24 protein-coding genes are annotated in these 25,743 nt (G+C 72.2%); 3 read left to right on the top strand and 21 right to left on the bottom strand.

Annotated elements, in window-relative coordinates:
- Positions 1-183 precede the first annotated feature (183 nt).
- From nuoN to ACFU9E_RS01470, 16 genes are all read right to left on the bottom strand, one after another.
- Entirely contained in the window at positions 184-1,818 is a 1,635-nt protein-coding gene (nuoN, locus tag ACFU9E_RS01545) for an NADH-quinone oxidoreductase subunit NuoN (protein WP_380679998.1), read from the bottom strand.
- Complete coding sequence (locus tag ACFU9E_RS01540; protein ID WP_380680001.1) at positions 1,815-3,476, bottom strand: NADH-quinone oxidoreductase subunit M; 1,662 nt, start codon at positions 3,474-3,476, stop codon at positions 1,815-1,817. The genes nuoN and ACFU9E_RS01540 overlap by 4 nt, the downstream gene beginning before the upstream one ends.
- Before the next feature lie 37 nt (positions 3,477-3,513).
- Positions 3,514-5,409 (bottom strand): NADH-quinone oxidoreductase subunit L, encoded by a 1,896-nt coding sequence (nuoL, locus tag ACFU9E_RS01535; protein ID WP_380680004.1) that lies wholly within the window; start codon positions 5,407-5,409, stop codon positions 3,514-3,516.
- Positions 5,410-5,422: 13 nt separating this feature from the next.
- Positions 5,423-5,722 carry an NADH-quinone oxidoreductase subunit NuoK gene (gene nuoK, locus ACFU9E_RS01530; protein WP_030300898.1) on the bottom strand — a complete coding sequence of 100 codons (300 nt, stop codon included), beginning with the start codon at positions 5,720-5,722 and terminating at the stop codon, positions 5,423-5,425.
- Positions 5,719-6,642: an NADH-quinone oxidoreductase subunit J gene (locus tag ACFU9E_RS01525; RefSeq protein ID WP_380680007.1), complete on the bottom strand. Its 924-nt coding sequence runs from the start codon at positions 6,640-6,642 to the stop codon at positions 5,719-5,721. Before ACFU9E_RS01525 ends, nuoK begins: the two co-directional genes overlap by 4 nt.
- Positions 6,639-7,250, bottom strand: a complete 612-nt coding sequence (gene nuoI / locus ACFU9E_RS01520) for an NADH-quinone oxidoreductase subunit NuoI (RefSeq protein WP_380680010.1) — start codon at positions 7,248-7,250, stop codon at positions 6,639-6,641. The genes ACFU9E_RS01525 and nuoI overlap by 4 nt, the downstream gene beginning before the upstream one ends.
- Before the next feature lie 6 nt (positions 7,251-7,256).
- Positions 7,257-8,615 carry an NADH-quinone oxidoreductase subunit NuoH gene (gene nuoH / locus ACFU9E_RS01515; protein WP_380680013.1) on the bottom strand — a complete coding sequence of 453 codons (1,359 nt, stop codon included), beginning with the start codon at positions 8,613-8,615 and terminating at the stop codon, positions 7,257-7,259.
- Entirely contained in the window at positions 8,612-11,095 is a 2,484-nt protein-coding gene (locus ACFU9E_RS01510) for an NADH-quinone oxidoreductase subunit G (protein ID WP_380680016.1), read from the bottom strand. Before ACFU9E_RS01510 ends, nuoH begins: the two co-directional genes overlap by 4 nt.
- Positions 11,092-12,453 carry an NADH-quinone oxidoreductase subunit NuoF gene (gene nuoF, locus ACFU9E_RS01505; protein WP_380680018.1) on the bottom strand — a complete coding sequence of 454 codons (1,362 nt, stop codon included), beginning with the start codon at positions 12,451-12,453 and terminating at the stop codon, positions 11,092-11,094. Before nuoF ends, ACFU9E_RS01510 begins: the two co-directional genes overlap by 4 nt.
- Positions 12,453-13,208: an NADH-quinone oxidoreductase subunit NuoE gene (gene nuoE, locus ACFU9E_RS01500; protein ID WP_380680021.1), complete on the bottom strand. Its 756-nt coding sequence runs from the start codon at positions 13,206-13,208 to the stop codon at positions 12,453-12,455. Before nuoE ends, nuoF begins: the two co-directional genes overlap by 1 nt.
- Positions 13,205-14,560: an NADH-quinone oxidoreductase subunit D gene (locus ACFU9E_RS01495; protein WP_380680024.1), complete on the bottom strand. Its 1,356-nt coding sequence runs from the start codon at positions 14,558-14,560 to the stop codon at positions 13,205-13,207. Before ACFU9E_RS01495 ends, nuoE begins: the two co-directional genes overlap by 4 nt.
- Positions 14,560-15,273 carry an NADH-quinone oxidoreductase subunit C gene (locus ACFU9E_RS01490; RefSeq protein ID WP_380680027.1) on the bottom strand — a complete coding sequence of 238 codons (714 nt, stop codon included), beginning with the start codon at positions 15,271-15,273 and terminating at the stop codon, positions 14,560-14,562. Before ACFU9E_RS01490 ends, ACFU9E_RS01495 begins: the two co-directional genes overlap by 1 nt.
- On the bottom strand, positions 15,270-15,824 hold the full coding sequence (locus ACFU9E_RS01485) for an NADH-quinone oxidoreductase subunit B family protein (RefSeq protein WP_030300882.1): 555 nt from the start codon (positions 15,822-15,824) through the stop codon (positions 15,270-15,272). Before ACFU9E_RS01485 ends, ACFU9E_RS01490 begins: the two co-directional genes overlap by 4 nt.
- 60 nt (positions 15,825-15,884) lie before the next feature.
- A complete protein-coding gene (locus tag ACFU9E_RS01480; RefSeq protein WP_014137597.1) occupies positions 15,885-16,244 on the bottom strand; it encodes an NADH-quinone oxidoreductase subunit A in 360 nt (119 codons plus the stop codon).
- Positions 16,245-16,681: 437 nt separating this feature from the next.
- A complete protein-coding gene (locus ACFU9E_RS01475) occupies positions 16,682-17,341 on the bottom strand; it encodes a response regulator (RefSeq protein WP_380680030.1) in 660 nt (219 codons plus the stop codon).
- 133 nt (positions 17,342-17,474) lie between these two features.
- Positions 17,475-18,539, bottom strand: a complete 1,065-nt coding sequence (locus tag ACFU9E_RS01470; RefSeq protein WP_380680032.1) for a sensor histidine kinase — start codon at positions 18,537-18,539, stop codon at positions 17,475-17,477.
- Between the two features lie 190 nt (positions 18,540-18,729).
- Here ACFU9E_RS01470 and ACFU9E_RS01465 point away from each other — a divergent pair, with 190 nt between their 5' ends.
- Positions 18,730-19,356, top strand: coding sequence for a hypothetical protein (locus ACFU9E_RS01465; RefSeq protein WP_380680034.1), 627 nt, complete (start codon positions 18,730-18,732; stop codon positions 19,354-19,356).
- Positions 19,357-19,372: 16 nt separating this feature from the next.
- Here the strand turns inward: ACFU9E_RS01465 and ACFU9E_RS01460 are convergent, their stop codons facing one another.
- Positions 19,373-20,302, bottom strand: a complete 930-nt coding sequence (locus tag ACFU9E_RS01460) for a DMT family transporter (RefSeq protein ID WP_380714697.1) — start codon at positions 20,300-20,302, stop codon at positions 19,373-19,375.
- A 230-nt stretch (positions 20,303-20,532) separates the two neighbouring features.
- Between ACFU9E_RS01460 and ACFU9E_RS01455 the strand changes: the two genes are divergently transcribed.
- Together ACFU9E_RS01455 and ACFU9E_RS01450 are read left to right on the top strand one after the other, a co-directional pair.
- Positions 20,533-21,204, top strand: coding sequence for a peptidylprolyl isomerase (locus ACFU9E_RS01455; RefSeq protein ID WP_380680039.1), 672 nt, complete (start codon positions 20,533-20,535; stop codon positions 21,202-21,204).
- Between the two features lie 122 nt (positions 21,205-21,326).
- Positions 21,327-21,659, top strand: coding sequence for a MazG-like family protein (locus ACFU9E_RS01450; protein ID WP_380680042.1), 333 nt, complete (start codon positions 21,327-21,329; stop codon positions 21,657-21,659).
- Positions 21,660-21,766: 107 nt separating this feature from the next.
- Here the strand turns inward: ACFU9E_RS01450 and ACFU9E_RS01445 are convergent, their stop codons facing one another.
- The 4 genes from ACFU9E_RS01445 to ACFU9E_RS01430 all read right to left on the bottom strand — a co-directional run bounded on the left by ACFU9E_RS01445 (position 21,767) and on the right by ACFU9E_RS01430 (position 25,732).
- Positions 21,767-23,050 carry a geranylgeranyl reductase family protein gene (locus ACFU9E_RS01445; protein WP_380680099.1) on the bottom strand — a complete coding sequence of 428 codons (1,284 nt, stop codon included), beginning with the start codon at positions 23,048-23,050 and terminating at the stop codon, positions 21,767-21,769.
- 174 nt (positions 23,051-23,224) lie between these two features.
- Positions 23,225-23,917, bottom strand: a complete 693-nt coding sequence (locus ACFU9E_RS01440; protein WP_380680045.1) for a demethylmenaquinone methyltransferase — start codon at positions 23,915-23,917, stop codon at positions 23,225-23,227.
- A gap of 143 nt (positions 23,918-24,060) precedes the next feature.
- On the bottom strand, positions 24,061-24,648 hold the full coding sequence (locus ACFU9E_RS01435; RefSeq protein ID WP_380680048.1) for a hypothetical protein: 588 nt from the start codon (positions 24,646-24,648) through the stop codon (positions 24,061-24,063).
- Positions 24,649-24,940: 292 nt separating this feature from the next.
- On the bottom strand, positions 24,941-25,732 hold the full coding sequence (locus ACFU9E_RS01430) for a hypothetical protein (RefSeq protein ID WP_380680051.1): 792 nt from the start codon (positions 25,730-25,732) through the stop codon (positions 24,941-24,943).
- Positions 25,733-25,743: the final 11 nt, after the last annotated feature.

The raw sequence follows: 25,743 nt of genomic DNA, 5'->3' as shown, positions 1-25,743 counted from the left end.
CCAGCACGGATACCCGAACGGGGCGTCCGGGCCGCGCGCGGGGGCGCGACCCGGACGGTCGTCGGAGCGGTCGGCCCGGCCGCCGCCGGGGCGGTCGACCGGGCCGTCGGGGCGCGTTCCGCGAGCGGTCCGCAGACGGTCGGCGGACGGTCCGCGCGCGGCCCGTGCGCGGTCCGTGGGCGCTCAGCCGACGAAGAACACGGCCTTCGAGGCGAGGTCCAGGAAGTACTGCGGCAGCAGTCCGAGGCCCAGCGTCACCAGGACGCCGACGCCGATCGCGGTCGCCGTGAAGGCGCTCGGAATGGCGACGGTCGGGCCGCCCGGCTGCGGGTCGGAGAAGAACATCAGCACGATGACCCGGATGTAGAAGAACGCCGCCACCGCCGAGCTGAGCACGCCGACGATCACCAGCGGGGTCGCCCCACCGGCCGCCGCGGCCTGGAACACCGCGAACTTCCCGGTGAACCCGGAGGTCAGCGGGATGCCCGCGAAGGCCAGCAGGAAGAGCGCGAACACCGCCGCGACCAGCGGGGAGCGCCGGCCCAGGCCGGCCCAGCTGGACAGGTGGGTGGCCTCGCCCTTGGAGTCGCGCACCAGGGTGACCACGGCGAACGCGCCGAGCGTCACGAAGGAGTACGCCAGCAGGTAGAACAGCACCGAGCCGACGCCCTGCCGGTTGCTGGCGATCACACCGGTGAGGATGAAGCCGGCGTGCGCGATCGAGGAGTAGGCGAGCAGCCGCTTGACGTCCTGCTGGGTGACGGCCAGGACCGCGCCGACCACCATGGTGAGGATCGCCACACCCCAGAGCACCGGCCGCCAGTCCAGCCGCAGTGCCGGGAAGGCCACGTAGAACAGCCTCAGCACGGCGCCGAACGCGGCCACCTTGGTCGCCGCCGCCATGAAACCGGTGACCGGGGTCGGCGCGCCCTGGTAGACGTCCGGGGTCCAGGCGTGGAACGGCACCGCGCCGACCTTGAAGAGCAGGCCGACCGCCAGCATCGCCAGGCCCACCAGCAGCAGGGCGTCGTTCTGGGTCGAGGAGACCAGCGCCGGGGTGAGCAGCGCGTTGCCGGAGATGACGTCGGCGATCTCGCCGAGCCGCACGGTGCCCGCGAAGCCGTACAGCAGCGCGGTGCCGAACAGGAAGAACGCCGAGGCGAAGGCGCCGAGCAGGAAGTACTTGACCGCCGCCTCCTGGGAGAGCAGCCGGCGGCGCCGGGCCAGCGCGCAGAGCAGGTAGAGCGGGAGGGAGAAGACCTCCAGCGCGACGAACATGGTCAGCAGGTCGTTGGCCGCCGGGAAGAGCAGCATGCCGCCGACCGCGAACATGGTGAGCGGGAAGACCTCGCTGGTGGTGAAGCCGGCCCGGATCGCGCCGCGCTCCTGCTCGCCCCCGGGCGTGGCGGAGGCCTGCGCGGCGAACGCGTCGGCCGGCGCTCCCCCGGCCTTGGGCTCCAGCCGGCGCTCGGCGTAGGTCAGCACCGCGACCACCGCGACCAGCAGGATCACGCCCTGGAGGAACAGCGTCGGACCGTCCAGGGCCACCGAGCCCATCGCCACCGCGTCGACCTTGGTCGTGCCGTAGCCCTGGGCGGCGAGCACCAGGACGGCGACGAAGGCGCCGGCCAGGCCGGTCAGCGCGGTCACCACCTGGGCCCAGTGCCGCAGCCGCCGGGGCAGGAAGGCCTCCAGCAGGATGCCGGTCACGGCGGCGCCGAACACCACCAGCATCGGCGAGAGTTGCCCGTACTCGATGTGCGGTACGGGGATGCTCTGGGTGCCGCCGGCGGCGGCGAGCCATCCGGTGCTGCTCACTTGTGCTCACCTCCTGAGCGGGCGGCCCCGTCCTGGCCGGACCCGTGGTCGGCGGCGACCGGGTGGGCCGGTGCCGGATCGGTCTGGTGGACCTGCGAGAGGGTCGCGTTCACCGCGGGGTTGACCAGGTCGGTGAGCGGCTTCGGGTAGACCCCGAGCAGCACGGTCAGCGCCACCAGCGGTGCCACCACGGCGAGTTCGCGGACCTTGAGGTCGGTGATGGCGCCGACGCCCTCCTTGACCGGGCCGGTCATGGTGCGCTGGTAGAGCAGCAGGGCGTACAGCGCGGCCAGCACGATGCCGAAGGTGGCGACGATGCCGACCGCCGGGTAGCGGGTGAAGGTGCCGACCAGGACCAGGAACTCGCTGACGAAGGGAGCGAGGCCGGGCAGCGAGAGGGTGGCCAGGCCGCCGATGAGGAAGGTGCCGGCGAGCACCGGGGCGACCTTCTGCACGCCGCCGTAGTCGGCGATCAGCCGGGAGCCGCGGCGGGAGATCAGGAAGCCGGCCACCAGCATCCACGCGGCGGTGGAGATGCCGTGATTGACCATGTAGAGGGTGGCTCCGCTCTGGCCCTGGCTGGTCAGCGCGAAGATGCCCATGATGATGAAGCCGAAGTGCGAGATCGAGGCGTAGGCGACCAGCCGCTTGATGTCCTTCTGGCCGATGGCCAGCAGCGCGCCGTAGATGATCCCGATCACTGAGAGGACCAGGATCGCCGGGGCGAAGGTCTTCGAGGCGTCCGGGAAGAGCCCGAGGCAGAAGCGGAGCATCGCGAAGGTGCCGACCTTGTCGACCACGGCGGTGATCAGCACGGCGGTGCCGGCGGTGGCCTCGCCCATCGCGTTCGGCAGCCAGGTGTGCAGGGGCCAGAGCGGGGCCTTGACCGCGAAGGCGAAGAAGAAGCCGAGGAACAGCGCCTTCTCGGCGGTGCCGCTGAACCGCAGCCGGCCGTCGGCGACCGCGCCGGTGAGGGTCTGCAGGTCGAAGGTGGCCAGGCCCTGGTCCTGCGCGATCACGTACAGGCCGATCACGGCGGCCAGCATGACCAGGCCGCCGAGCAGGTTGTACAGCAGGAACTTGACCGCCGCGTAGGAGCGCTGACGGGCCGCGTCGGGGCCGCCCGCCCGGTCTCCGAAGCCGCCGATGAGGAAGTACATCGGGATCAGCATGGCTTCGAAGAAGACGTAGAAGACGAAGACGTCGGTGGCGTAGAAGGAGACGATCACCATCGCCTCCACCGCCAGGACCAGCGCGAAGAAGCCCTGGGTGCGGCGCCTGTTCTCGAAGGTCCCCTCGGGCGCGGGTGCGGGCGCGGGGGCGGCCGGGTCGGCGTCGTGCCAGGAGGCGAGCAGCACGACCGGCACCAGGACGGCGGTGAGCAGGGCGAGCACGGCGCCGATGCCGTCCACGCCGAGCGCGAAGGTGATGCCGAAGGAGCGGATCCAGCTGTAGGACTCGGTCAGCTGGTAGCGCGCGCCGTCCGGGTCGAACCGCACGGCGACCGCGCCGGCCAGGGCCAGGGTGACGGCGGAGAAGACCAGTGCCGCGGTCTTGGCGGTGCGCCGCCGACCCTCGGTGGTCCCGGCCGGCAGGGCGGCGGTGACCACCGCACCGGCGGCCGGGACCGCGCAGGTGGCGGTGAGGAGGACGCTCATGCCTCGGCCTCCTGACGGCGTGTGTAATCCGAGTGCATCAGACGGACCTCATCAGGAGAGTCGTGGCGACCAGCACCAGCGTGCCGCCGAACATGGAGAGCGCGTAGGTGCGGACGTAGCCGTTCTGGATCCGCCGCAGCCGGCTGGAGGCGCCGCCGATGGCGGCGGCCAGGCCGTTGACGAAGCCGTCCAGGCCGCGGCTGTCGAAGTAGACCAGGGCGGCGGTGAGCGCCGAGCCGGGACGGACCAGGACGGCGTGGTTGAAGTCGTCCTGGAGGAGGTCGCGGCGGGCGGCCCGGGTGAGCGGGGAGCCGTAGGGCGGCACCACCGGGACGGCGGAACGGCCGTACATCAGGTAGGAAAGCGCGACGCCGAGCACCATGCAGGCGCTGGTGAGCAGGGTGACCACCAGCGGGGCGAGCGGGGAGTTCCCCTCCTCGTGCCCGGTGACCGGCTCCAGCCAGGTGAGGAAGGAGCTGTTGAACGCGAACAGCCCGCCGGCGAACACCGAGCCGAACGCCAGCAGGATCATCGGGATCGTCATGGTCCGCGGCGACTCGTGCGGGTGCGGGTCGTTGCCCTGGGCGTCCGGCTGCCAGCGCTTCTCGCCGAAGAAGGTCAGGAGCATCACCCGGGTCATGTAGAACGCGGTGACCGCGGCGCCGGTCAGCGCGCACAGGCCGAGGATCCAGCCCTCGGTGCCGCCCTTCGCGAACGCGGCCTCGATGATCTTGTCCTTGGAGAAGAAGCCGGACAGGCCCGGGAAGCCGATGATGGCCAGGTAGCCGAGACCGAAGGTCACGAAGGTGACCGGCATGTACCTGCGCAGGCCGCCGTAGTGACGCATGTTCACCTCGTCGTTCATGCCGTGCATGACCGACCCGGCGCCGAGGAACAGCCCGGCCTTGAAGAAGCCGTGGGTCACCAGGTGCATGATCGCGAAGGCGTAGCCGATCGGGCCGAGGCCGGCCGCGAGGATCATGTAGCCGATCTGCGACATGGTCGAGCCGGCCAGGGCCTTCTTGATGTCGTCCTTGGCGCAACCGACGATCGCTCCGAAGAGCAGGGTGACCGTGCCGACCACCACGACGGCGGTCTGGGCGTCCGGCGCCAGGTTGAAGATCGCCCCGGAGCGGGTGATCAGGTAGACGCCGGCGGTGACCATGGTGGCCGCGTGGATCAGCGCGGAGACCGGGGTCGGGCCCTCCATCGCGTCCCCGAGCCAGGACTGCAGCGGCACCTGCGCGGACTTGCCGCAGGCGGCGAGCAGCAGCATCAGCCCGATCGCGGTCAGCTTGCCCTCGCTCGCGCTGCCGGCGGTGGCGAAGACCGGCTCGAAGGCGAAGGAGCCGAACTCGACGAACATCAGCATGATCGCGATGGACAGGCCCAGGTCACCGACGCGGTTGACGATGAACGCCTTCTTGGCGGCCGTCGCGGCGCTCGGCTTGTGCTGCCAGAAGCCGATCAGCAGGTACGAGGCGAGGCCCACGCCCTCCCAGCCGAAGTACAGCAGCAGGTAGTTGTCGGCGACCACCAGCAGCAGCATGGCCGCCAGGAAGAGGTTGAGGTAGGCGAAGAAGCGGCGCCGGCGCTCGTCGTGCTGCATGTAGCCCACCGAGTAGAGGTGGATCAGCGTGCCGACACCGGTGATCAGCAGGACGAAGGTCATCGAGAGCTGGTCGAGCCGGAACGAGACGTCGGCCTGGAAGCCGTTCACCGGGATCCAGCTGAACAGGTGTTCGGTGACGGCGCGTTCCTCGGCGTCCCGGCCCAGCATGGACGAGAACAGCGCGAGGCCGAAGCCGAAGGACAGTGCGGCGAGCGCGGTGGCCAGCCAGTGGCCGAACCGGTCGAAGGCGCGGCCACCGAGCAGCAGCAGGGCGGCGCCGGCCAGCGGGGCCGCGACCAGCAGCGGAATGAGAGAGTTCACCGAGGCCCTCCGCCTACAGCTTCATCAGGTTGCTGTCGTCGACCGAAGCGGAGTGCCTGGTCCGGAAGATCGAGACGATGATCGCGAGGCCGACCACGACCTCGGCCGCCGCGACCACCATGGTGAAGAACGCGATGATCTGGCCGTCCAGGTTGCCGTGCATCCGGGAGAAGGTGACCAGCGCCAGGTTGGAGGCGTTGAGCATCAGTTCGACACACATGAACAGGACGATCGCGTTCCGCCGGATCAGCACGCCGGAGGCGCCGATGGTGAACAACAGGGCGGAGAGATAGAGGTAGTTGACCGGATTCACTCCGCCTCCTCGTCGTGGTCGGACGCCGGGCGGTTCGCCGGCGCCTGGTGGTTGGCGGCCACCGGCTCCAGCGCCTGGCGCGGGCCGGTCACCGGCGGGCGCTCGGACGGCGGGCGGCCCAGCCAGTCGGCGGTGCTGGACTCCAGCTCGGCCATCCGCGCCAGCATCTGCTGGCTGACGTCGCGGATCTGGCCGCGCTCACGCAGGGTCGCCATCACCGAGTCCTCGGCGATCGAGCCGTCCGGCAGCAGGCCGGGGATGTCCACCGCGTTGTGCCGGGCGTAGACGCCGGGCGCGGGCAGCGGCGGGACCTGCAGGTTGTCGGCGACCCGCTGGGCCGCCAACTCGCGCTGGGTCTTCGGGGCCTTCACGTGCTCGCGGTGGGTCAGCACCATGGCGCCGATCGCGGCCGTGATCAGCAGCGCGCCGGTGACCTCGAAGGCCCACACGTACTTGGTGAAGATCAGTCGGGCCAGGCCCTGGACGTTGCCCTCGGCGTTGGCCTCGCCGAGGCCGGCGAAGGTGTGCAGCTTGGCGTTGGCGATCCCGGCGACCAGCAGCACGCCGAAGCCGAGGCCGCAGACCACGGCGGCGAACCGCTGGCCCTTCAGCTGTTCCTTCAGCGAGTCCGCGCTGGTCACGCCGACCAGCATCACCACGAACAGGAAGAGCATCATGATCGCGCCGGTGTAGACGACGATCTGCACCACGCCCAGGAAGACCGCGCCCTGGGCCATGTAACAGACCGCCAGGGCGAGCATGGTGGCGGCCAGGCAGAGCGCGCTGTGCACCGCCTTCCTCATCAGCAGCATCCCGAGGGCGCCGCCGACGGCGATCACCGCGAGCACCCAGAACTGGACGGCCTCGCCGGTGGAGGTCGCGCCGGTGACGGCGGCGAGGGTGGCGGGGGCGGCGGTCACGACTGCGCCTCCTTCTCCCGGTCGGTGCGCTCCTGACGCTCGGTGCCCGGCGCCGCCGCGGTGATCTCGCCGCGGTAGTACGCGCCCTCGTCGGCGCCCGGGAAGATCGCGTGCGGGGTGTCGACCATGCCCTCGGAGAGGCCGACCAGCAGCTGCTCCTTGGTGAAGATGAGGTCCTTGCGGGAGGAGTCCGCGAGCTCGTACTCGTTGGTCATGGTGAGCGCCCGGGTCGGGCAGGCCTCGATGCACAGGCCGCACAGGATGCAGCGGGCGTAGTTGATCTGGTACACCGCGCCGTACCGCTCACCGGGCGAGTAGCGCTCCTCCTCCTGGTTGTCCGCGCCCTCGACGTAGATGGCGTCGGCCGGGCAGGCCCAGGCGCACAGCTCGCAGCCGACACACTTCTCCAGGCCGTCCGGGTGCCGGTTGAGCTGGTGGCGGCCGTGGAAGCGCGGGGCGGTGGGCTTCTTCTGCTCCGGGTACTGCTCGGTGAGCCGCTTCTTGAACATGGCCTTGAAGGTCACGCCGAAGCCGGCGGCCGGTCCGAGGATGGACGGCTTCTCGGCCCGCTCGGGCCGGTCGGTCCGGTGGTTCTGGTCGGACGACATCTCGGTTCAGCTCCCTTCGGAATGGTCGGCCCCGTTGAGGGCGTCCTGGAGTTGCTTCGGGGCGCGGCTGGGCCTGCGCGGGACCTGCGGGAGCTGCTGGCCGGGCAGCGGCGGCACCGGGTAGCCGCCGGCCATCGGGTCGAACTCCCCGCTCGGCGCGCCGTCCACGGGTTCCGGCCGGCGCTTCACGGCGTCCCGGAGCAGGCCGAGCAGCAGCAGCGCGCCGACCGGGGCACCGACGTAGAGCACCACCTCGCCGAAGCCGTAGCCCTCGTTGCGCAGCGCCCGGACGGCGGCCACCATCACCAGCCAGACCAGCGAGACCGGGATCAGCACCTTCCAGCCGAGCTTCATGAACTGGTCGTAGCGGAACCGGGGCAGGGTGCCGCGCAGCCAGATGAAGAAGAACAGCAGCAGCTGGATCTTGAGGGTGATCCAGAGCAGCGGCCACCAGCCGTGGTTGGCGCCCTCCCAGAAGGTGGAGACCGGCCAGGGGGCCCGCCAGCCGCCCAGGAACAGGGTGGAGGCGACGGCCGAGACGGTGACCATGTTGATGTACTCGGCCAGCATGAACATCGCGAACTTCAGCGAGGAGTACTCGGTGTTGAAGCCGCCGACCAACTCGCCCTCGGCCTCCGGGAGGTCGAACGGCGCGCGGTTGGTCTCGCCGACCATCGCCACGATGTAGACGATGAACGACACCGGCAGCAGCACCGCGAACCAGGTCGGCTGCTGCGAGGAGACGATCTCCGAGGTGGACATCGAGCCGGAGTAGATGAACACCGCCGCGAAGGACAGGCCCATCGCGATCTCGTAGCTGATCATCTGGGCCGAGGATCGCAGGCCGCCGAGCAGCGGGTAGGTCGAACCGGAGGACCAGCCGGCCAGCACGATGCCGTAGATGCCGACCGAGGCGGTGGCCAGGATGTAGAGCAGCGCCACCGGGAAGTCGGTCAGCTGCATCGGCGTCCGGGTGCCGAAGATCGAGATCTCGTTGCCGGCCGGACCGAACGGGATCACCGCGAAGGCCATGAACGCCGGGATGGCGCAGACGATCGGGGCCAGGACGTAGACCGCCTTGTCGGCGCCCTTGACCACCAGGTCTTCCTTGAGCGCCAGCTTCACGCCGTCGGCGAGCGACTGCAGCATGCCCCACGGGCCGTGCCGGTTGGGCCCGATGCGCAGCTGCATCCAGGCCACCACCTTGCGCTCCCAGACGATCGCCACGAGGACCGTGCCGACCAGGAAGGCGAAGCAGAACACCGCCTTGAGCAGGACCAGCCACCAGGGGTCGCGGCCGAAGAAGCCCAGCGTCTCGTACGCGGCGAGGTCGTACCCGGCGAGCGGGTGCGCGGTGGGGTTCACTTCTCCTCCTCCTCGGACTCGACGCCCTGCGCCGGGGCGATGGTGACCAGGTGGCCGGTGGTGGTGCCGAGCGCGCGGTGGGCGCCGCCCGGGGTGGAGTTGAGCGGGATCCAGACCGTGCGGTCCGGCATCTCCTTGCCGATCTCCAGCGGCAGGGTGACCGAGCCGGACGGGCCGGTCAGCCGCAGCGCGGGGGCTCCCACCGCGCCGATCTCCTCGGCGGTGGTCGGCGAGATCCGGGCGACGGCCGGGTGCCGGGTGCCGGCCAGGTGCGGGTCGCCCTGCTGGAGCGAGCCGCGGTCGAGCAGCAGGCGCCAACCGGCCAGCACCGCCTGGCCGGTGGCCGGGCGGGGCAGCACACCGGGGTGGGCGGCCGGGGCGGCCGGGCGCTCGCCGGTCCAGGGTGTGAACCGGTCCAGCTCCAGCCGGGCGGCGCGGACGTCGGGCAGGCCGAGCCGGTGGCCCAGCGCGTCGGCGAGCATGTTCAGCACCCGCAGGTCCGGGTGCAGATGACGGCCCATCTGCTGGTCCGGCTTGAGCGCGGCCTCGAACATCCGCACCCGGCCCTCCCAGTCCAGGAAGGTGCCGGACTTCTCGGCGACCGCGGCCACCGGCAGCACCACGTCGGCGTGCGCGGTGACGGCGGACGGACGCAGCTCCAGCGAGACCACGAACGGGACGGCGGCCAGGGCCAGCTCGGCCTGCGCCGGATCGGCGAGGTCCTCCGGATCGAGGCCGCCGACCAGCAGCGCGCCGAGTTCGCCGCCGACGGCCGCGCCGAGGATGTCCTCGGTGTCCCGGCCGGGCCGCTCGGGGAGCCCGGGCAGGCCCCAGACGGCGGCGGCCTCGGCCCGGGCGGCCGGGACGCCGACCGGGCGGCCGCCCGGCAGCAGGCCGGGCAGCGCGCCCGCCTCGACCGCGCCGCGCTCGCCGGCCCGCCGGGGGATCCAGGCGAGCCGGGCACCGGTGGCGTGCGCCAGCCGCAGCACGGCGGTGAGCGCGCCCGGTGCGGCGGCGGCCCGCTCGCCGACCAGGATCACCGCGCCGGGGGTGCGCAGCAGTTCGGCGGCGCGGCCGGCCTCGTCGTTGAGCGGCTCGTCGGCGGCGAGCGCGGCCAGCCACTCGGCCTCGGTGCCGGGGGCGGCGGGCAGCAGCGCCCCGTGCAGCTTGGCCAGGCCCCGGGAGGCGTGCGCGGCGATCGAGAAGACCGCGAGCCCGCGGTTGCGGTTGGCCTTGCGCAGCCGCAGGAAGACGATCGGCGACTCCTCCTCGGGCTCCAGGGCCACCAGCAGCGCCACCGGCGCGGCCTCCAGATCCTGGTAGGTCACGCCCTCACCGGTGAGGTCCACTCCCTGTCCCGCGACCGCGGCGGCCAGGAACTGCGCCTCCTCGCCGCTGTGCGGGCGGGCCCGGAAGTCCACGTCGTTGGTGCCGAGCACCACCCGGGCGAACTTGGCGTAGGCGTAGGCGTCCTCGACGGTGACCCGGCCGCCGGTGAGCACGCCGGTGCTGGCCCCGCGCAGTCCCTCGGCGGCCCGGGCCAGCGCCTCCGGCCAGGAGGCGGCGACGAGTTCGCCGTCCCGGCGGACCAGCGGGGCGGTGATCCGGTCGCGCTGCTGGGCGTAGCGGAAGGCGAACCGGCCCTTGTCGCAGTTCCACTCCTCGTTGACCGCCGGGTCCTCGCCGGCCAGCCGGCGCAGCACCTTGCCGCGCCGGTGGTCGGTGCGCTGGGCGCAGCCGGAGGAGCAGTGCTCGCAGACGCTCGGCGAGGAGACCAGGTCGAACGGGCGGGAGCGGAAGCGGTAGGCCGCCGAGGTGAGGGCGCCGACGGGGCAGATCTGGATGGTGTTGCCGGAGAAGTACGACTCGAAGTCGTCGCCCTCGCCGGTACCGACCTGCTGCAGGGCACCGCGCTCGACCAGGTCGATGAACGGGTCCCCGGCGATCTGCTGGGAGAACCGGGTGCAGCGGGCGCAGAGCACGCAGCGCTCCCGGTCCAACAGCACCTGGCTGCTGATCGGCACCGGCTTCTCGTAGGTGCGCTTCATCCCCTCGAAGCGGGAGTCCGCGTCGCCGGTGGACATCGCCTGGTTCTGCAGCGGGCACTCGCCGCCCTTGTCGCAGACCGGGCAGTCCAGCGGGTGGTTGATCAGCAGCAGCTCCATCACGCCGCGCTGGGCCTTCTCGGCGACCGGCGAGCTGAGCTGGGTGCGGACCACCATGCCCTCGGCGACCGGGACGGTGCAGGAGGCGACCGGCTTGCGCTGGCCCTCGATCTCGACGATGCACTGCCGGCAGGCGCCGGCCGGGTCGAGCAGCGGGTGGTCGCAGAAGCGCGGGACCTGGGTGCCGATCTGCTCGGCGGCCCGGATCACCAGGGTCCCCTTGGGGACCCGCACTTCGACGCCGTCGATGGTGAGCGTGACCAGCTCGACCGCGGCCTGGCCGCCCTGGGAGGTGGACGGTTCTGTGATCGTCACGCGTGCACCTCCCTTTCGGTGGCGGACTGGTGGCCGGGGCGGGGGCCGTCGGCCCAGACGGTGGAGGCGGCCGGGTCGAACGGGCAGCGGCGCTCCGCGAGGTGCTGCTCGTACTCGGCCCGGAAGTGCTGGAGCGAGGAGACGATCGGGCTGGCCGCGCCGTCGCCCAGGGCGCAGAAGGACTTGCCGTTGATGTTGTCGGCGATGTCGAGGAGCTTCTCCAGGTCGCCCTCGGCGCCCTGGCCGGCCTCGATCCGTTTGAGCAGCTGGACCAGCCAGTAGGTGCCCTCGCGGCAGGGGGTGCACTTGCCGCAGGACTCGTGGGCGTAGAACTCCGTCCAGCGGGTGACCGCGCGCACCACGCAGGTCGTCTCGTCGAAGACCTGCAGGGCCTTGGTGCCGAGCATCGAGCCGGCCGCGCCGACGCCCTCGTAGTCGAGCGGGACGTCGAGGTGCTGGTCGGTGAACATCGGGGTGGAGGAGCCGCCCGGGGTCCAGAACTTGAGCCGGTGGCCGGGGCGGACGCCGCCGCTGATGTCGAGCAGCTGGCGCAGCGTGATGCCGAGCGGGGCCTCGTACTGGCCGGGGTTGGTGACGTGGCCGGAGAGCGAGTAGAGCGTGAAGCCGGGGGACTTCTCGGTGCCCAGGCCCTTGAACCAGGCCTTGCCGCGGGCCAGGATCGGCGGCACCGAGGCGATCGACTCGACGTTGTTGACCACGGTCGGGCAGGCGTAGAGGCCGGCGATGGCCGGGAACGGCGGGCGCAGCCTCGGCTGGCCGCGGCGCCCCTCCAGCGAGTCGAGCAGGGCCGTCTCCTCGCCGCAGATGTACGCGCCGGCGCCGGCGTGCACGGTGATGTCCAGGTCGAGGCCGGAGCCGAGGATGTCCCGGCCGAGCAGCCCGGCCTCGTAGGCCTCGGCCACGGCCGCCTGGAGCCGGCGCAGCACCGGGACGACCTCACCGCGCAGGTAGATGAAGGCGTGGTCGCAGCGGATCGCGTAGGACGCGATGATCATGCCCTCGATCAGCGAGTGCGGGTTGGCGAACAGCAGCGGGATGTCCTTGCAGGTGCCCGGCTCGGACTCGTCCGCGTTGACCACCAGGTAGTGCGGCTTGCCGTCGTTCTGCGGGATGAACTGCCACTTCATGCCGGTGGGGAAGCCGGCGCCGCCGCGGCCGCGCAGTCCGGCGTCCTTGACCAGGGCGATCACGTCGTCCGGGGGCATGGCGAGGGCGGTCCGCAGGCCCTCGTACCCGGCGTGGCGGCGGTAGGTGGCCAGGCTCCAGGGCCGGGTGTCGTCCCAGGAGGCGGACAGCACGGGGGTGAGCAGCTTCTCGGCCGGCTCGGCGGAGGTCATCACGCTTCACTCCCTTCCTGGCCGGTGCCCGCGTGGCGGGGGGAGACGACGCGGGTGCCGCCGGTGCCGGGCAGGGCCTCGCCGCGGGCCAGCCGCAGGCCGGCCAGCGAGGGGGCACCGCCGGCGCCGGACTCGTCGACGGCGCCGGGGCGTTCGTCGGGGAAGCCGGCCAGGATCCGGGCGGTCTCCTTGAAGGAGCAGAGCCGGGCGCCGCGGGTGGGGACGGCCTCGCGGCCCGCGCGCAGGTCGTCGACCAGCCGCTTGGCGCTCTCCGGCGTCTGGTTGTCGAAGAACTCCCAGTTGACCATCACCACGGGTGCGTAGTCGCAGGCCGCGTTGCACTCGATGTGCTCGATCGAGATCCGGCCGTCCTCGGTGGTCTCGTTGTTCGCGATCCCGAGGTGCTCCTGGAGCTCGGCGAAGATCTGGTCGCCGCCGAGCACCGCGCACAGGGTGTTGGTGCAGACCCCGACGTGGTACTCGCCGGCGGGTCGGCGCCGGTACATGGTGTAGAAGGTGGCGACGGCGGTGACCTCGGCGGTGGTCAGGTCGAGCTGCTCCGCGCAGAACCGGATGCCGGTCGGGCTGACGAAGCCCTCCTCGGCCTGCACCAGGTGCAGCAGCGGCAGCAGGGCGGACCGGGCCACCGGGTAGCGGCCGATCAGCTCCGCGGCGTCGGCGGCCAGCCGGGCGTGCACCTCCTCGGGGTACGGCCCGGCCGGCAGCGCCGGCATCCCCAGTTGGACGTCTGTCACCGGTCCACGCCTCCCATCACCGGGTCGATCCCGGCCACCGAGACGATGACGTCGGCCACCTGGCCGCCCTCGCACATCGCCGCCATCGTCTGCAGATTGGTGAACGACGGGTCCCGGAAGTGGACCCGGTACGGGCGGGTCCCGCCGTCGCTGACCACGTGCACGCCCAGCTCGCCCTTGGGCGACTCGACCGCCGCGTAGGCCTGGCCGACCGGGACCCGGAAGCCCTCGGTGACCAGCTTGAAGTGGTGGATCAGGGCCTCCATCGAGGTGCCCATGATCTTCCGGATGTGGTCCAGGGAGTTGCCCATCCCGTCCGGGCCGACGGCGAGCTGGGCCGGCCAGGCGATCTTCTTGTCGGCCACCATGACCGGGCCGGGGCGCAGCCGGTCCAGGCACTGCTCGACGATCCGCAGCGACTGCTTCATCTCCTCCAGCCGGATCAGGAAGCGGCCGTAGGAGTCGGCGCTGTCGGCGATCGCGACCTCGAAGTCGTAGTTCTCGTAGCCGCAGTACGGGTCGGTCTTGCGCAGGTCGTGCGGCAGGCCGGTGGCGCGCAGGATCGGGCCGGTGGCGCCGAGGGCGAGGCAGCCGGGCAGGTCGAGGAAGCCGACGTCGACCAGGCGGGCCTTGAACACCGGGTTGCCGGTGGCGAGTTTGTCGTACTCGTGCATCCGGGAGCGGATGGTCTTCACGGCCTCGCGGATCTGGTCGACCGCGCCGGGCGGGAGGTCCTGGGCGAGGCCGCCGGGGCGGACGTACGCGTGGTTCATCCGCAGGCCGGTGACCAGCTCGAAGACGTCCAGGATCAGCTCGCGGTCGCGGAATCCGTAGATCATCAGGGTGGTGGAGCCGATCTCCATGCCGCCGGTGGCCAGGCAGACCAGGTGGGAGGAGATCCGGTTGAGCTCCATCATCAGCACCCGGATGACGTCGGCCCGCTCGGGGACGTCGTCGGTGATGCCGAGCAGCTTCTCGACCGCCAGGCAGTAGGCGGTCTCGTTGAACAGCGGGGTCAGGTAGTCCATGCGGGTCACGAAAGTGGTGCCCTGGACCCAGCTGCGGAACTCCATGTTCTTCTCGATGCCGGTGTGCAGGTAGCCGATGCCGCAGCGGGCCTCCGTCACCGTCTCGCCGTCGATCTCCAGGATCAGCCGCAACACCCCGTGGGTGGAGGGGTGCTGGGGGCCCATGTTGACGATGATGCGCTCGTCGTCGGCCCGGCCGACGGCCTCGACCACCTCGCCCCAGTCGCCGCCGGTGACCGTGAAGACCCGGCCCTCGGTGGTGTCCCGGGCACCCGCCTCGGCGGTGCCGTCCCGGTGCGTCTCCTCGTAGTGCTGGGTGTTCATCAGCTGTACGACCTCCGCTGGTCGGGCGCCGGGATCTGGGCGCCCTTGTACTCGACGGGGATGCCGCCGAGCGGGTAGTCCTTGCGCTGCGGGTGACCCAGCCAGTCGTCCGGCATCATGATCCGGGTGAGCGCCGGGTGGCCCTCGAAGACCAGGCCGAAGAAGTCGTAGGCCTCGCGCTCGTGCCAGTCGTTGGTCGGGTAGACGCTGACCACCGACGGGACGCGCGGGTCGGCGTCCGGCGCGGTGACCTCCAGCCGGATCAGCCGGCCGTGGGTGATCGAGCGCAGGTGGTAGACCGCGTGCAGTTCGCGGCCCTGGTCGCCCGGGTAGTGCACTCCGCTCACCCCGAGGCAGAGCTCGAAGCGGAGCGCCGGGTCGTCGCGCAGGGTGCGGGCGGTGCGCAGCAGGTGCTCGCGGGCGATGTGGAAGGTGAGTTCGGCGCGGTCGACGACGGTCTTCTCGATCACCTCGGCGGGGTCCAGGCCCTGTTCCTCCAGGGCGCCCTCCAGCTCGTCCGCGACCTCGTCGAACCAGCCGCCGTAGGGGCGTTCGCTGGCCGGGGGCAGGGCGATCGGGGCCACCAGCCCGCCGAAGCCCGAGGTGTCGCCGGTGCCCTGGGCGCCGAACATGCCCTGCCGGCGGCCGACCACCTCGACCGGGATCTCGCGGTGCGGCTGCTCGCGGCGGGTCTCGGGTACCTGGTCGTTCATCGCAGCAGCCCCCGCATCTCGCTCACCGGGGTCGCCTGCAGCGCGAGCGCCTCGCCCAGCTCCTCGGCGCGGCGCTTGTTCACGCCGAGCGGCTCGTGCTGGATCTTGTCGTGCAGCTTCAGGATCGCGTCCATCAGCATCTCCGGGCGGGGCGGACAGCCGGGCAGATAGATGTCCACCGGGACGATGTGGTCGACGCCCTGCACGATCGCGTAGTTGTTGAACATCCCGCCCGAGGAGGCGCAGACGCCCATGGAGATGACCCACTTCGGATTGGCCATCTGGTCGTAGACCTGGCGCAACACGGGCGCCATCTTCTGGCTCACCCGACCGGCCACGATCATCAGGTCGGCCTGCCGGGGGGAGCCCCGGAACACCTCCATGCCGAACCTGGCCAGGTCGTAGCGGCCCGCGCCGGTGGTCATCATCTCGATCGCGCAGCAGGCCAGCCCGAAGGTGGCCGGGAAGAGCGACGCCTTGCGCACCCAGCCGGCGGCCGTCTCCACGGTCGTGAGCAGAAAGCCGCTCGGCAGCTTCTCCTCGATTCCCATCAGATCCCTCTCAATGCCCTCAAGTCCGTTGGCTTGTCCGCACGTTCACAAAGTCAGCGGTCAGTCCCACTCCAGACCGCCGCGGCGCCAGACGTAGGCGTAGGCGACGAAGACGGTGGCGATGAACAGGAGCATCTCGACCAGCCCGAAGATCCCCAGGGCGTCGAAGCTCACGGCCCACGGGTAGAGGAAGACGATCTCGATGTCGAAGACGATGAAGAGCATCGCCGTCAGGTAGTACTTGATCGGGAACCGACCGCCGCCCACGGGCTGCGGGGTCGGCTCGATGCCGCACTCGTACGCCTCCAGCTTGGCCCGGTTGTAGCGCTTGGGGCCGGTCAGTGAGGCCATCACGACGGAGCCGACCGCGAACGCCGCCGCGATGGCACCGAGTACGAGGATCGGCGCGTAGGCATTCATAGCCCCCGCTCCCTCCGTCCAGTCGTCCTTGACTGCAGATCGGAACCGACGGGTCACACTGGGGTGAACCCGGCGCTCCAGTTCCCGGATCCACCCCATGTGAGGCAGTTCACAAAGCCTGGAACGAGCGCATCCTATGCCCGTCTGCTTGTGATCTGCGACACGCAGTTCAGGACGATCTTTGTGATCTACGACACCTCGCGAATGATGGCGAAGGTGAGCATGACGATATTTGTCAACGCAAAGAAGTCAAATGGTCACAAGCTGTCGCTTTTATCTGCGAAGCGGCTGGTCAGAGCCGCACGCCTATATCAACTATGCATCGCTGAGAGCAAATTTCCGGGCGTCATGTTGACGTGTTATAGCGTCTCACCCGCAGGGGTGGCGGCTCCGCGAACGCCCGCTTGACCCTTCGTTCACAAGCGCGCGAGCCGTGCTCAGGCCCCGCTCTCCCAGGCCCAGGCGGCGATGCCCACCCGGTTCCGGGCACCGAGCTTCCGCTGGACCGAGGCCAGGTGGTTCTTCACCGTCCCGGCGCTGATGAACAGCTCCGCCGCGATCTCCGCATTGGTCGCACCGTCCGCGACCAGCCGCGCGATCTCCTTCTCCCGTGCGGTGAGTTCCTCGACCGGGCCGACCTGCGGGCGCTCCGTTCTCCCACCGGCCGCCGGCCGCTGCGCTGTGCCGCCCGACCATCGACGGAGCAGCCGGACGGTGATCTGCGGACTGATCAACGCGTCACCCGCGACGGCGGACCGCACCGCCTCCGCCAGCAGCGCCGGTCCCGAGCGCTTGAGCAGGAAGCCCGCCGCACCCGCACGGATCGCCTCGTGCACATACTCGTCCAGGTCGAAGGTGGTCACCACGACCACCCGGAACTCCCCGCCCAGGCGCCTGGTCAGCTCCAGCCCGTCCAGCCGGGGCATCCGGATGTCGGCAAGGATCACGTCCGGCCGCAGCCGCTGGGCCAGGGCGACCGCCGCCTCGCCGTCCGCGGCCTCGTTCACCACCTCGATGTCCGGCTGGGCGTCGAGGATGATCCGGTACGCGCTGCGGATCGCCTCGTCGTCGTCGGCGAGAAGCACCCTGATCGTCATCGGCCCACGCCTCCGTCCTTGTGCCGGTACCGTCCCGGCGCCGTTCTTGCCGTTCCCGTCGTTCGTTCCGTTCGCACCGGTCACGCCGTTCTCGCCGGTCGTGCCGTTCCCCCGGCGCACACCGCCGGGCCCGTCACCGCGCCTTCAGCGGCATGGTCACCGCCACCTGCCAGCCGCCACCCTCCCGGCCGGCGGCGAGCGTGCCGCCGAGCGCCTCCACCCGGGCGGCCAGCCCCGCCAGCCCACTGCCTCCCCGGCGCGGCCCGGACGGCTGCGCCGCCGCACCGCCGTCGTCCCGCACCCGCACCGACAGCCGCCGCCCCTCGCGGCGCACCCGGACCTCGACCACGCGGGCGGCCGGTGCGTGCCGCCGCACATTGGTCAGGGCCTCCACCACGACCCGGTAGGCGGTGGCCGCCACCTCCCGAGGCACTCCCGGCTCCTCCGCCGGGGCATCCAGCCGCACCGCCACTCCGCCCGAGTCCGCGAATCGCTGGGTGAGCTGTGTGAGTTCGGCCAGGCCGGGCTGCGGACCGCGCTCCGGACCGTCGGCGTCCTCGCTGCGCAGCAGTTGGACCGTCCGGTCGAGCGAGGCCAGGGCCTGCAGCCCGGCCTGCTCTATCCGCTCGAACAGGGCGGCCGCCCGCACCGGGTCGGAGGCCGCCAGCACCATGCCGGCCTGCGCCTGGGCGACCATCCCGCTGACGTCATGGGCGACGAAGTCGTGCAGGTCGTGGGCGAGTTCGAGCCGTTGGGAGCGGCGGGCGGCGGACACCGAGCGGCGCCGGGCCTCGTCCAGCCCGCGCAGGTAGAGCCCGACCAGGACCGCCGGCAGCGCGAACGCCGAGCCGAACCCGAAGAGCGTCAGCGCGTCCTGCGGACCCTCGATCGCCTGGAACCGGGAGGGCCAGAGCGCGACCGCGCCGCCGACCGTCCAGACCGCCACCGCCCCGCGCCGACCGCCCTCGGCCCGCAGCGCCACGACCACCAGGAGCAGCAGCAGGGCGAGTTCGAGCAGACCGACCAGGGCCGGCCGGCGATCGGCTTCGGTCCACCGCCCGGCGGCCCAGACACCGGCCGACGCCCCGGCCGACACCGCACCGGCCGCGCCGGCCACCGCCGCCACCCCGAACCGGGAGCGCAGCAACCACCCGCAGAGCACCGCCACCGGGGCGGCCAGCGAAAGCATCTGACTCATCGTCGCCTCCTTCCTGTCGGGAAGCCTACGGATCGCCGGAGCGCTCCGCCTGTGCCGATCGGCACATTTCCGCACCCGTTCCGAGCAGCCAAGACAGCCCGATCGGCACTGATGGAAGGCCCCCTCCGGCAGCCACTCTTGATCCGTCGGACCGGCCGCCGCGGCCGGTCCCGGAGGGGAGTCCGCCATCATGTCCGCCACCGCACCCGCCACACCCACCGCCGCCGGGTTCGCCGCCCGTACCACCTCTACCGCCCGCACCACTCACACCGCCCGCAGCACCCGCGCCGTCCGCGCCGTCCGCCCCGCCGGCACCCCGCGCTGGGCCGAGCGGGCCGCCCTCGCCACCGTCTGGACGACCGTCCCGTCCGGGCTCTGGCGGCTCGCCCTCGGGGTGGGGGTCCCGGTCGGCTTCAGCGGGGAGCTGGCCGCGGCCTTCGACCCCTACGTCCCGGGCTGGGGCACCGTGTACGTCCTCGCGCTCAGCGGGCTGGCCGAGCTGCTGGCCTTCCTCACTCTGGGGCTGGTCCGCCCCTGGGGCGAGGTGCTCCCGCGCCGGATCCCGCTGATCGGCGGACGGGCCGTCCGGCCGTGGGCCGCGATCGTTCCGGCGGCCCTCGGCTCAGCCGTCCTGACCGTGCTCGGCATGTCGGCGCTGTTCGGCGGCTGGGCCTCGGCGATGAGCGGTCCCGGCGCTCCGCGGGGCCTCGCCGGGGTGATCATGACCCTCTGCTACCTGCCGCTGGTCGCCTGGGGTCCGCTGCTCGCCGCGGTCACCTTCGCCTACGCCCGCCGCACCCTGGGGCGGCGCCGGTGAGCACCGCGCCCGGCCGTCACACCGCCGCCGGCTCCCGCTCCGCCGGCACCGCCTCCGGTCGCGGCGCCGAGGCGGTCCGCCGGCCCCACTCGGTGCTGACCAGAACGAGGGCGCCACCCAGCAGGGCCAAGGGCCCGAGGTGGTTGCCGGCCAGGGTGATGCCGAACACCGCGGCCCAGAGCGGTTCGGTGCCCAGCAGCAGGCTGACCCGTGAGGGCGAGGTGGTGCGGACGGCCCACATCTGCACGAAGAACGCGAACAGCGTGCAGAGCAGGGAAAGATGCAGCAGCCAGCCCCACTGGGCCGGCCCGTAGGCGGACGCGACGGTCCAGGGCAGCGGGCCGGCGAACGGTGCGACGATCGCGAACACCAGCGTCGCGGCCGCGAGCTGGACCCAGGTGACGGCCAGCGTGTCGCTCTCCCGGATCGCCCGGGCCCGGGCGGTGGCCAGCACGTTGACCGTCCGCACGACGGCGGCGCCGAGCACCAGCAGGTCCCCCGAGGCCGGGGCCCGCAGGCCGCCGTCCCCGGTGAGCAGCGCGATGCCCGCCACCGCCAGACCGGCCGCCGCGAGGAAGGAGCGCGGCAGCGGCGTCCGGGCCAACGCGCTCTCCGCGAGCGGGGTGAACACGATCGTGAGGCTGATGATCAGGCCCGCGTTGGTCGCCGAGGTGTGCACCGCGCCAAACGTCTCAAGGAGGAAGATCCCACCGAGCACCAGTCCCAGCCCGGCCCCGCCCAGCCACTCGGCGCGCCGCAGTCGTCGCAGCGAGGGCCAGGCCGCCAGCCCCAGGACGGGCAGCACCAGACCGAACCGCAGCACCAGCATCGCCACCACCGTGCCCGGTTCGGCCACCCGCTGCACCGCCAGGAAGCTCGATCCCCACACCACCGCCACCAGGAGTACCGGCAGATCGCGCAACAGAGCGGAGGACGGAGCACGCACGGCGAAGCCTCTCGAAGCGTTCGAGGCCCGAGACCTCGAAGGGGCCGGACCGGCACACGAGAGTCGCGCACGTCGTCGGACGGATCCCGGAGCGGAGCGGGGCCCGCCATCCTCGCGCACCGGACCACTCGCGATCAACGGATTCCCGCCCCCTACCGGATCCCCACCCCGCCGTGAATGATGTCGCCATGCCAACGCAGCCGTCCCCCACCCACCGGAAGGCCCGTCACATGAGGCGCAAGCACTGGGCGTTGTTCGCCGCCGCCACCGTCCTCCCGCTCGTCGCGAGCACCGGCACCGCCGTCGCGGACACCCCGTCGACCGGTGCCGGCGCGGCCGGTACCACCTGCACCTACACGCCGGCCGTCCCGGCCGACAACTTCAAGGGCATCCCGGTCTTCGACGCCCGAAAGGCGGCCAAGCCGTACAAGGCGACCCTGAAGACCTCCCAGGGCTCGATCACTTTCCAGGCGCTCACCGACAAGGCCCCCTGCACGACCTTCTCGTTCCGCTTCCTCGCCGAGCGCGACTACTTCGACCGCAGCCACTGCCACCGGCTGACCACCCAGCGGCTCTACGTCCTGCAGTGCGGCGACCCGACCGGGACCGGCAGCGGCGGCCCGGGTTACTCCTTCCCCGACGAGAACCTGGCGGGCGCCACCTACCCGGCCGGCACGGTCGCCATGGCCAACGCGGGACCCAACACCAATGGCAGCCAGTTCTTCTTCGTCTGGAAGGACACCAAGCTCTCCCCCGCCTACACCCCGTTCGGCCGGGTCACCGAGGGCCTGGACGTGCTGCAGAAGATCGCCGCCGGAGGTGAGGACGACCAGAACAACCCCGGTGACGGCTTCCCCACCCTGCCGGTGAACATCCGCAACGTGAAGATCTCCGCCCGCTGAGCCACCCGGTGAACTCCCGTACGGTGGAGCAGAACGTCGACGGCCACCGAACGGCCGCACGAATCCGGCCACCCGACCGGCCACCCCGACCGGCCGCGGACACCGTACGGGAGCAGCACCGCATGGACAGCAGGATCTGGGAAAGCGTCGACCACCTGGTCGCCTGGCTCGACGAGGAGAGCCCGCTCCCCCCGCAGGAGGAGCGGCTCGCCCGCATCCTCAAGCTCTCCGAGGAGATCGGCGAGGTCAGTGCCGCCGTGATCGGCGCCACCGGTCAGAACCCGCGCAAGGGAGTCACCCACAGCTGGGAGGACGTCCAGCACGAGCTGTGCGACGTGGTCTTCTCCGCGCTGGTCGCGCTGCGCACGCTCACCCCGGACGCCGCCCAGGTGTTCGCCGACCGCCTCGCCTACGTCGAGCAGCGCTCCGCGGCCAGCCGCAACCCGGACCGCTGACCCGGCCGCCGCCCGGACCGGCCGGGGCCACCGACCGAGGTTGCCGACCGGACCGCCGACCGGACCGCCGGCGGGAGCGAGCGCCCGACCGCCGACGGCCCCGCCGGTCAGGCGTTCGGCGCGACCTTGGCCAGGCCGTTGATGATGCGGTCCATGGCGTCGCCGCCCTGCGGGTCGGTGAGGTTGGCGAGGAGCTTGAGCACGAACTTCATCAGCATCGGGTGGGTCAGCCCGCGCTGGGTGGCGAGCTGCATGACCTTCGGGTTGCCGATGAGCTTCACGAAGGCCCGGCCGAGCGTGTAGTAGCCGCCGTAGACGTCCTTGAGGATGCGCGGGTAGGCCTGCAGTGCGCGCTCCCGGCCGCCGTCGGTCACCCGCGCGAGGGCCTGGACGATGACCCCGGCGGCGATCTGGCCGGATTCCATCGCGTAGGCGATGCCCTCGCCGTTGAACGGGTTGACCATGCCGCCGGCGTCGCCGACCAGCAGCAGGCCGCGGGTGTAGTGCGGCTGCCGGTTGAAGGCCATCGGCAGCGCGGCCCCCCGGATCGGGTCGGTCATGTTCTCCGGCGTGTAGCCCCACTCCTCCGGCATGCTGGCGCACCAGGCCTTCAGGACCTCGCGCCAGTCCAGCTCGCCGAAGGCCGGCGAGGAGTTGAGGATGCCGAGGCCGACGTTGGAGGTGCCGTCGCCCATGCCGAAGACCCAGCCGTAGCCGGGCAGCAGCTTGCGTTCCCCGCCGCGGGTGTCCCACAGCTCCAGCCAGGACTCCAGGTAGTCGTCGTCGTGGCGCGGGGAGGTGAAGTAGGTGCGGTAGGCGACGCCCATCGGGCGGTCCTCCCGGCGGTGCAGACCCATCGCGAGCGACAGCCGGGTGGAGTTGCCGTCGGCGGCCACGACCAGCGGGGCGCGGAAGGTCACCGGGCGCTTCTCGTCGCCGAGCTTGGCGGTGACCCCGACGATCCGGCCGGTCCGCTCGTCCAGCACCGGGCCACTGACGTTGCAGCGCTCGTAGAGCCGGGCCCCGGCCTTCTCGGCCTGACGGGCGAGCAGCTCGTCGAAGTCGGCACGCTTGCGGACCAGGCCGTAGTCCGGGAAGGCCGACAGCTCGGGCCAGTCCAGCTCCAGCCGGACCCCGCCGCCGATGATCCGCAGGCCCTTGTTGTGCAGCCAGCCGTTCTCGGTGGACACGTCGATGCCCATGTCCACCAGCTGCTTGGTGGCCCGCGGGGTGAGGCCGTCGCCGCAGACCTTCTCCCGGGGGAAGCTGGTCTTCTCCAGCAGCAGCACGTCCAGGCCGGCCTGCGCGAGGTGGTAGGCGGTGGTGGACCCGGCCGGGCCGGCGCCGACCACGATGACGTCCGCGGTGCTCTCCACAACGCCTGCGCTCAGGTCAACAGCGGTCTCGGACACGGTGGGCACACTCCTGCTGGGGGGGTCGGCCGGCCGGTGGGGGCCGGCGCGGCTGGGCTTGGACGAGTCTATGAGCTGCGGACGGCGTCGCGGCCGGTCACGGCGCCGCGGCCGGCCACGCGACTCGCCCGCGCAACCGGCCACGCGGGCCGGTCAGACCTTGTAGGCCCGGTGCAGGGCGACGATCCCGCCGGTCAGGTTGCGCCAGGCCACCTTGGACCAGCCGGCCTCCTGCAGCCGGGCGGCCAGCGCCGGCTGGTCGGGCCACTCGCGGATCGACTCGGCGAGGTAGACGTAGGCGTCCGGGTTGCTGCTGACCGCGGTGGCGACCGGCGGCAGCGCGCGCATCAGGTACTCGGTGTAGACGGTCCGGAACGGCGTCCAGGTCGGCGTGGAGAACTCGCAGATGACCAGCTTGCCGCCGGGCTTGGTGACCCGCAGCAGCTCGCTCAGCGCCTCGTCGGTGTCCTGGACGTTGCGCAGCGCGAAGGAGATCGTCACCGAGTCGAAGGTGTCGTCGGCGAACGGCAGCCTGGTGGCGTCACCCGCGGTCAGCGCCAGCTCGGGGTGGCGGCGCTTGCCCTCGGCGAGCATGCCGACCGAGAAGTCGCACGGGACGACCCGCGCCCCGGCCTCCGCGAAGGGCAGCGAGGAGGTGCCGGTCCCGGCCCCGAGGTCGAGCACGACGTCCCCCGGCCCGGCGGCCACCGCCTCGGCCACCGCACGGCGCCAGGCACGGGCCTGGCCGAGCGAGAGAACGTCGTTGGTGCGGTCGTACTTGGCCGCGACGTCGTCGAACATGGCGGCGACTTCGTGCGGCTGCTTGTCCAGAGAGGCTCGGGTCACGCCCCCATTGTTCACCCTGGCTCCGGCGATCCGGGCAAGGGGGCGTCTTCCGGGCACCCCGGGCACCCCGGCCGGGCGCCTCGGGAACACCCGGGACGACGGTCGCGGGCCTGCCGGGCCCGCCGGAGCAGCCGCCCGCCGCCTCAGTGCTGGGCGCGCCGCCCGCCCGCGCGGCGCCGCCGGCGCGAGCGCTTGCCCTGCGTTATCGCCGGCATCCCGTCGGCCAGCGCCTCGGTCGCCATGGCGACGGTGGTGGCGAACCGGTTCTGCCCGCTACGGACGGCCACCGCCCGCCGGTGCCGCCGGATCCGCAGCATGCAGACGGCGAACAGCAGCACCGCCACCGGCACGCTGAACCGCGCCAGCCCGACGCCCACCGGCTGCGGGTAGGTGTCGCCACAGATCCGCACCGCCTTCGGCTCGTCGGCCGCGTGCTCCAGGCAGACGGCGTCCCCCACCTTGGTGCCGTCGGCCAGCGGCAGCGCGGTGGCGGTGTGGTGCTGGCCGGCCGCCTGGTAGCTGACGGTGCTGTAGGAGCCGCCACCGGTCGGCAGCTGCGTCACCACGCCCTCGACCCGCACCGGGTGGGCCCCGATCCGGTCGGCCTGCTCGGCCTGGCGCCACCCCAGCAGGCACATCCCGACGGCCAGCACGGCGCTGAGCACGGCGGTGAGGTACCAGCCACGGCCCAACCGCGGGGATCGCTGCGGGGGGACGGTCGCGGATCGCATGGTTCCTGTCCTGGCTTGCTTCCGGGGCCTGGGACGGGGCCCCGTCGCCCGCGGGCACGGGCGGAGGTGAGGTGGGACGGTACGGACTGAGCTGAGCCGGATGCTATCCGCTGGCGGGCCCTCAGGTCACGGTGAAGGGACAATCAGGCCACCGCGACGAAGCCGCAGTTCAGTGGCGCACGAAGCAAGTCCCGGCCGTCGCAAGGGAGTACGAGGAAGTGGGGGCGACCCTCGGGCGAACCGCACGACTACCGACGAGTAGGGTGCGACCGGGGCCCGGGCGGCGACGCCCTCAGCGCCGCCGGAACACCAGCCGGCCGGCCAGCACCGTAGCCCGGCAACCCCCGACCCGCGGACCGTCCGCACCCACCGGACCGCCCACGCCCGTCGGCCCGTCCGCACCCACCGGACCGGCCCCGTGTCCCTCGACGCCCTCCGCCCCGGACGCGAACACCGCGAAGTCCGCCCGGACACCGGCGGCCACCCGCCCGTACAGGGCCCCGGCGAGCGGCAGCACCGCCAGCGGGTCCAGCGGCCCGGCCACCCCCGCGCCGGCTCCGTCCCCGGCCACCCCCGCGCCGGCTCCGTCCCCGGCCACCCCCGCGCCGGCTCCGTCCCCAGCGCCCCTCGCCTCTGCGCCGCCCCCGCCCCCCGGCAGCACGGTCAGCCCCGACCGGGCCACCGCCGTCCGCACCGCGGCACGCTCGAACGGCCCGGCCACCGCCGTCACACCGAAGCCGAGCATCCGCTGCAGCCCGCGCCGGGCACTCGCCCCGCAGCGGGCCTCGTCCTGCTCCCCCGCCAGCCCGTCCGGCACCGGCTCGTCCCCGACCCCTTCGCGCGGGTCCGGGTGGTACGCCCGCTCCAGCAGCCAGTGCCCGTACGGGTTGCGCAGCCCCGGCGTGAGCAGCGCGTCGCCCCAGTCCCGGACCCGGGCCGCCGGGTGCGCCGCCGCCAGCCCGGCGTACGGGCCGACCGCCTCGACCAGCTCGCCACGCACCAGCACCGCCCCGTCCGGGTAGGACGGGGCGGCGGGATCGGCCGGGTCGGGCAGCACGAGGGCGGCCCGGTGCAGGGTCAGCACGGTGGGACGGG

The organism is Kitasatospora sp. NPDC057595, assembly GCF_042800875.1.
Lineage (GTDB): Bacteria > Actinomycetota > Actinomycetes > Streptomycetales > Streptomycetaceae > Kitasatospora.
This window is presented reverse-complemented; position numbering and strand designations above follow the sequence as displayed.

What these genes read in the sequence shown, in the direction of transcription:
- ACFU9E_RS01540 (WP_380680001.1), bottom strand. Translation starts at nt 3,476, where the DNA reads ATGAGCGTCCTCCTCACCGCCACCTGCGCGGTCCCGGCCGCCGGTGCG.
- nuoI (WP_380680010.1), bottom strand. Translation starts at nt 7,250, where the DNA reads ATGTCGTCCGACCAGAACCACCGGACCGACCGGCCCGAGCGGGCCGAG.
- nuoF (WP_380680018.1), bottom strand. Translation starts at nt 12,453, where the DNA reads ATGACCTCCGCCGAGCCGGCCGAGAAGCTGCTCACCCCCGTGCTGTCC.
- ACFU9E_RS01495 (WP_380680024.1), bottom strand. Translation starts at nt 14,560, where the DNA reads ATGAACACCCAGCACTACGAGGAGACGCACCGGGACGGCACCGCCGAG.
- ACFU9E_RS01490 (WP_380680027.1), bottom strand. Translation starts at nt 15,273, where the DNA reads ATGAACGACCAGGTACCCGAGACCCGCCGCGAGCAGCCGCACCGCGAG.
- ACFU9E_RS01485 (WP_030300882.1), bottom strand. Translation starts at nt 15,824, where the DNA reads ATGGGAATCGAGGAGAAGCTGCCGAGCGGCTTTCTGCTCACGACCGTG.
- ACFU9E_RS01480 (WP_014137597.1), bottom strand. Translation starts at nt 16,244, where the DNA reads ATGAATGCCTACGCGCCGATCCTCGTACTCGGTGCCATCGCGGCGGCG.
- ACFU9E_RS01475 (WP_380680030.1), bottom strand. Translation starts at nt 17,341, where the DNA reads ATGACGATCAGGGTGCTTCTCGCCGACGACGACGAGGCGATCCGCAGC.
- ACFU9E_RS01470 (WP_380680032.1), bottom strand. Translation starts at nt 18,539, where the DNA reads ATGAGTCAGATGCTTTCGCTGGCCGCCCCGGTGGCGGTGCTCTGCGGG.
- ACFU9E_RS01465 (WP_380680034.1), top strand. Translation starts at nt 18,730, where the DNA reads ATGTCCGCCACCGCACCCGCCACACCCACCGCCGCCGGGTTCGCCGCC.
- ACFU9E_RS01455 (WP_380680039.1), top strand. Translation starts at nt 20,533, where the DNA reads ATGAGGCGCAAGCACTGGGCGTTGTTCGCCGCCGCCACCGTCCTCCCG.
- ACFU9E_RS01450 (WP_380680042.1), top strand. Translation starts at nt 21,327, where the DNA reads ATGGACAGCAGGATCTGGGAAAGCGTCGACCACCTGGTCGCCTGGCTC.
- ACFU9E_RS01435 (WP_380680048.1), bottom strand. Translation starts at nt 24,648, where the DNA reads ATGCGATCCGCGACCGTCCCCCCGCAGCGATCCCCGCGGTTGGGCCGT.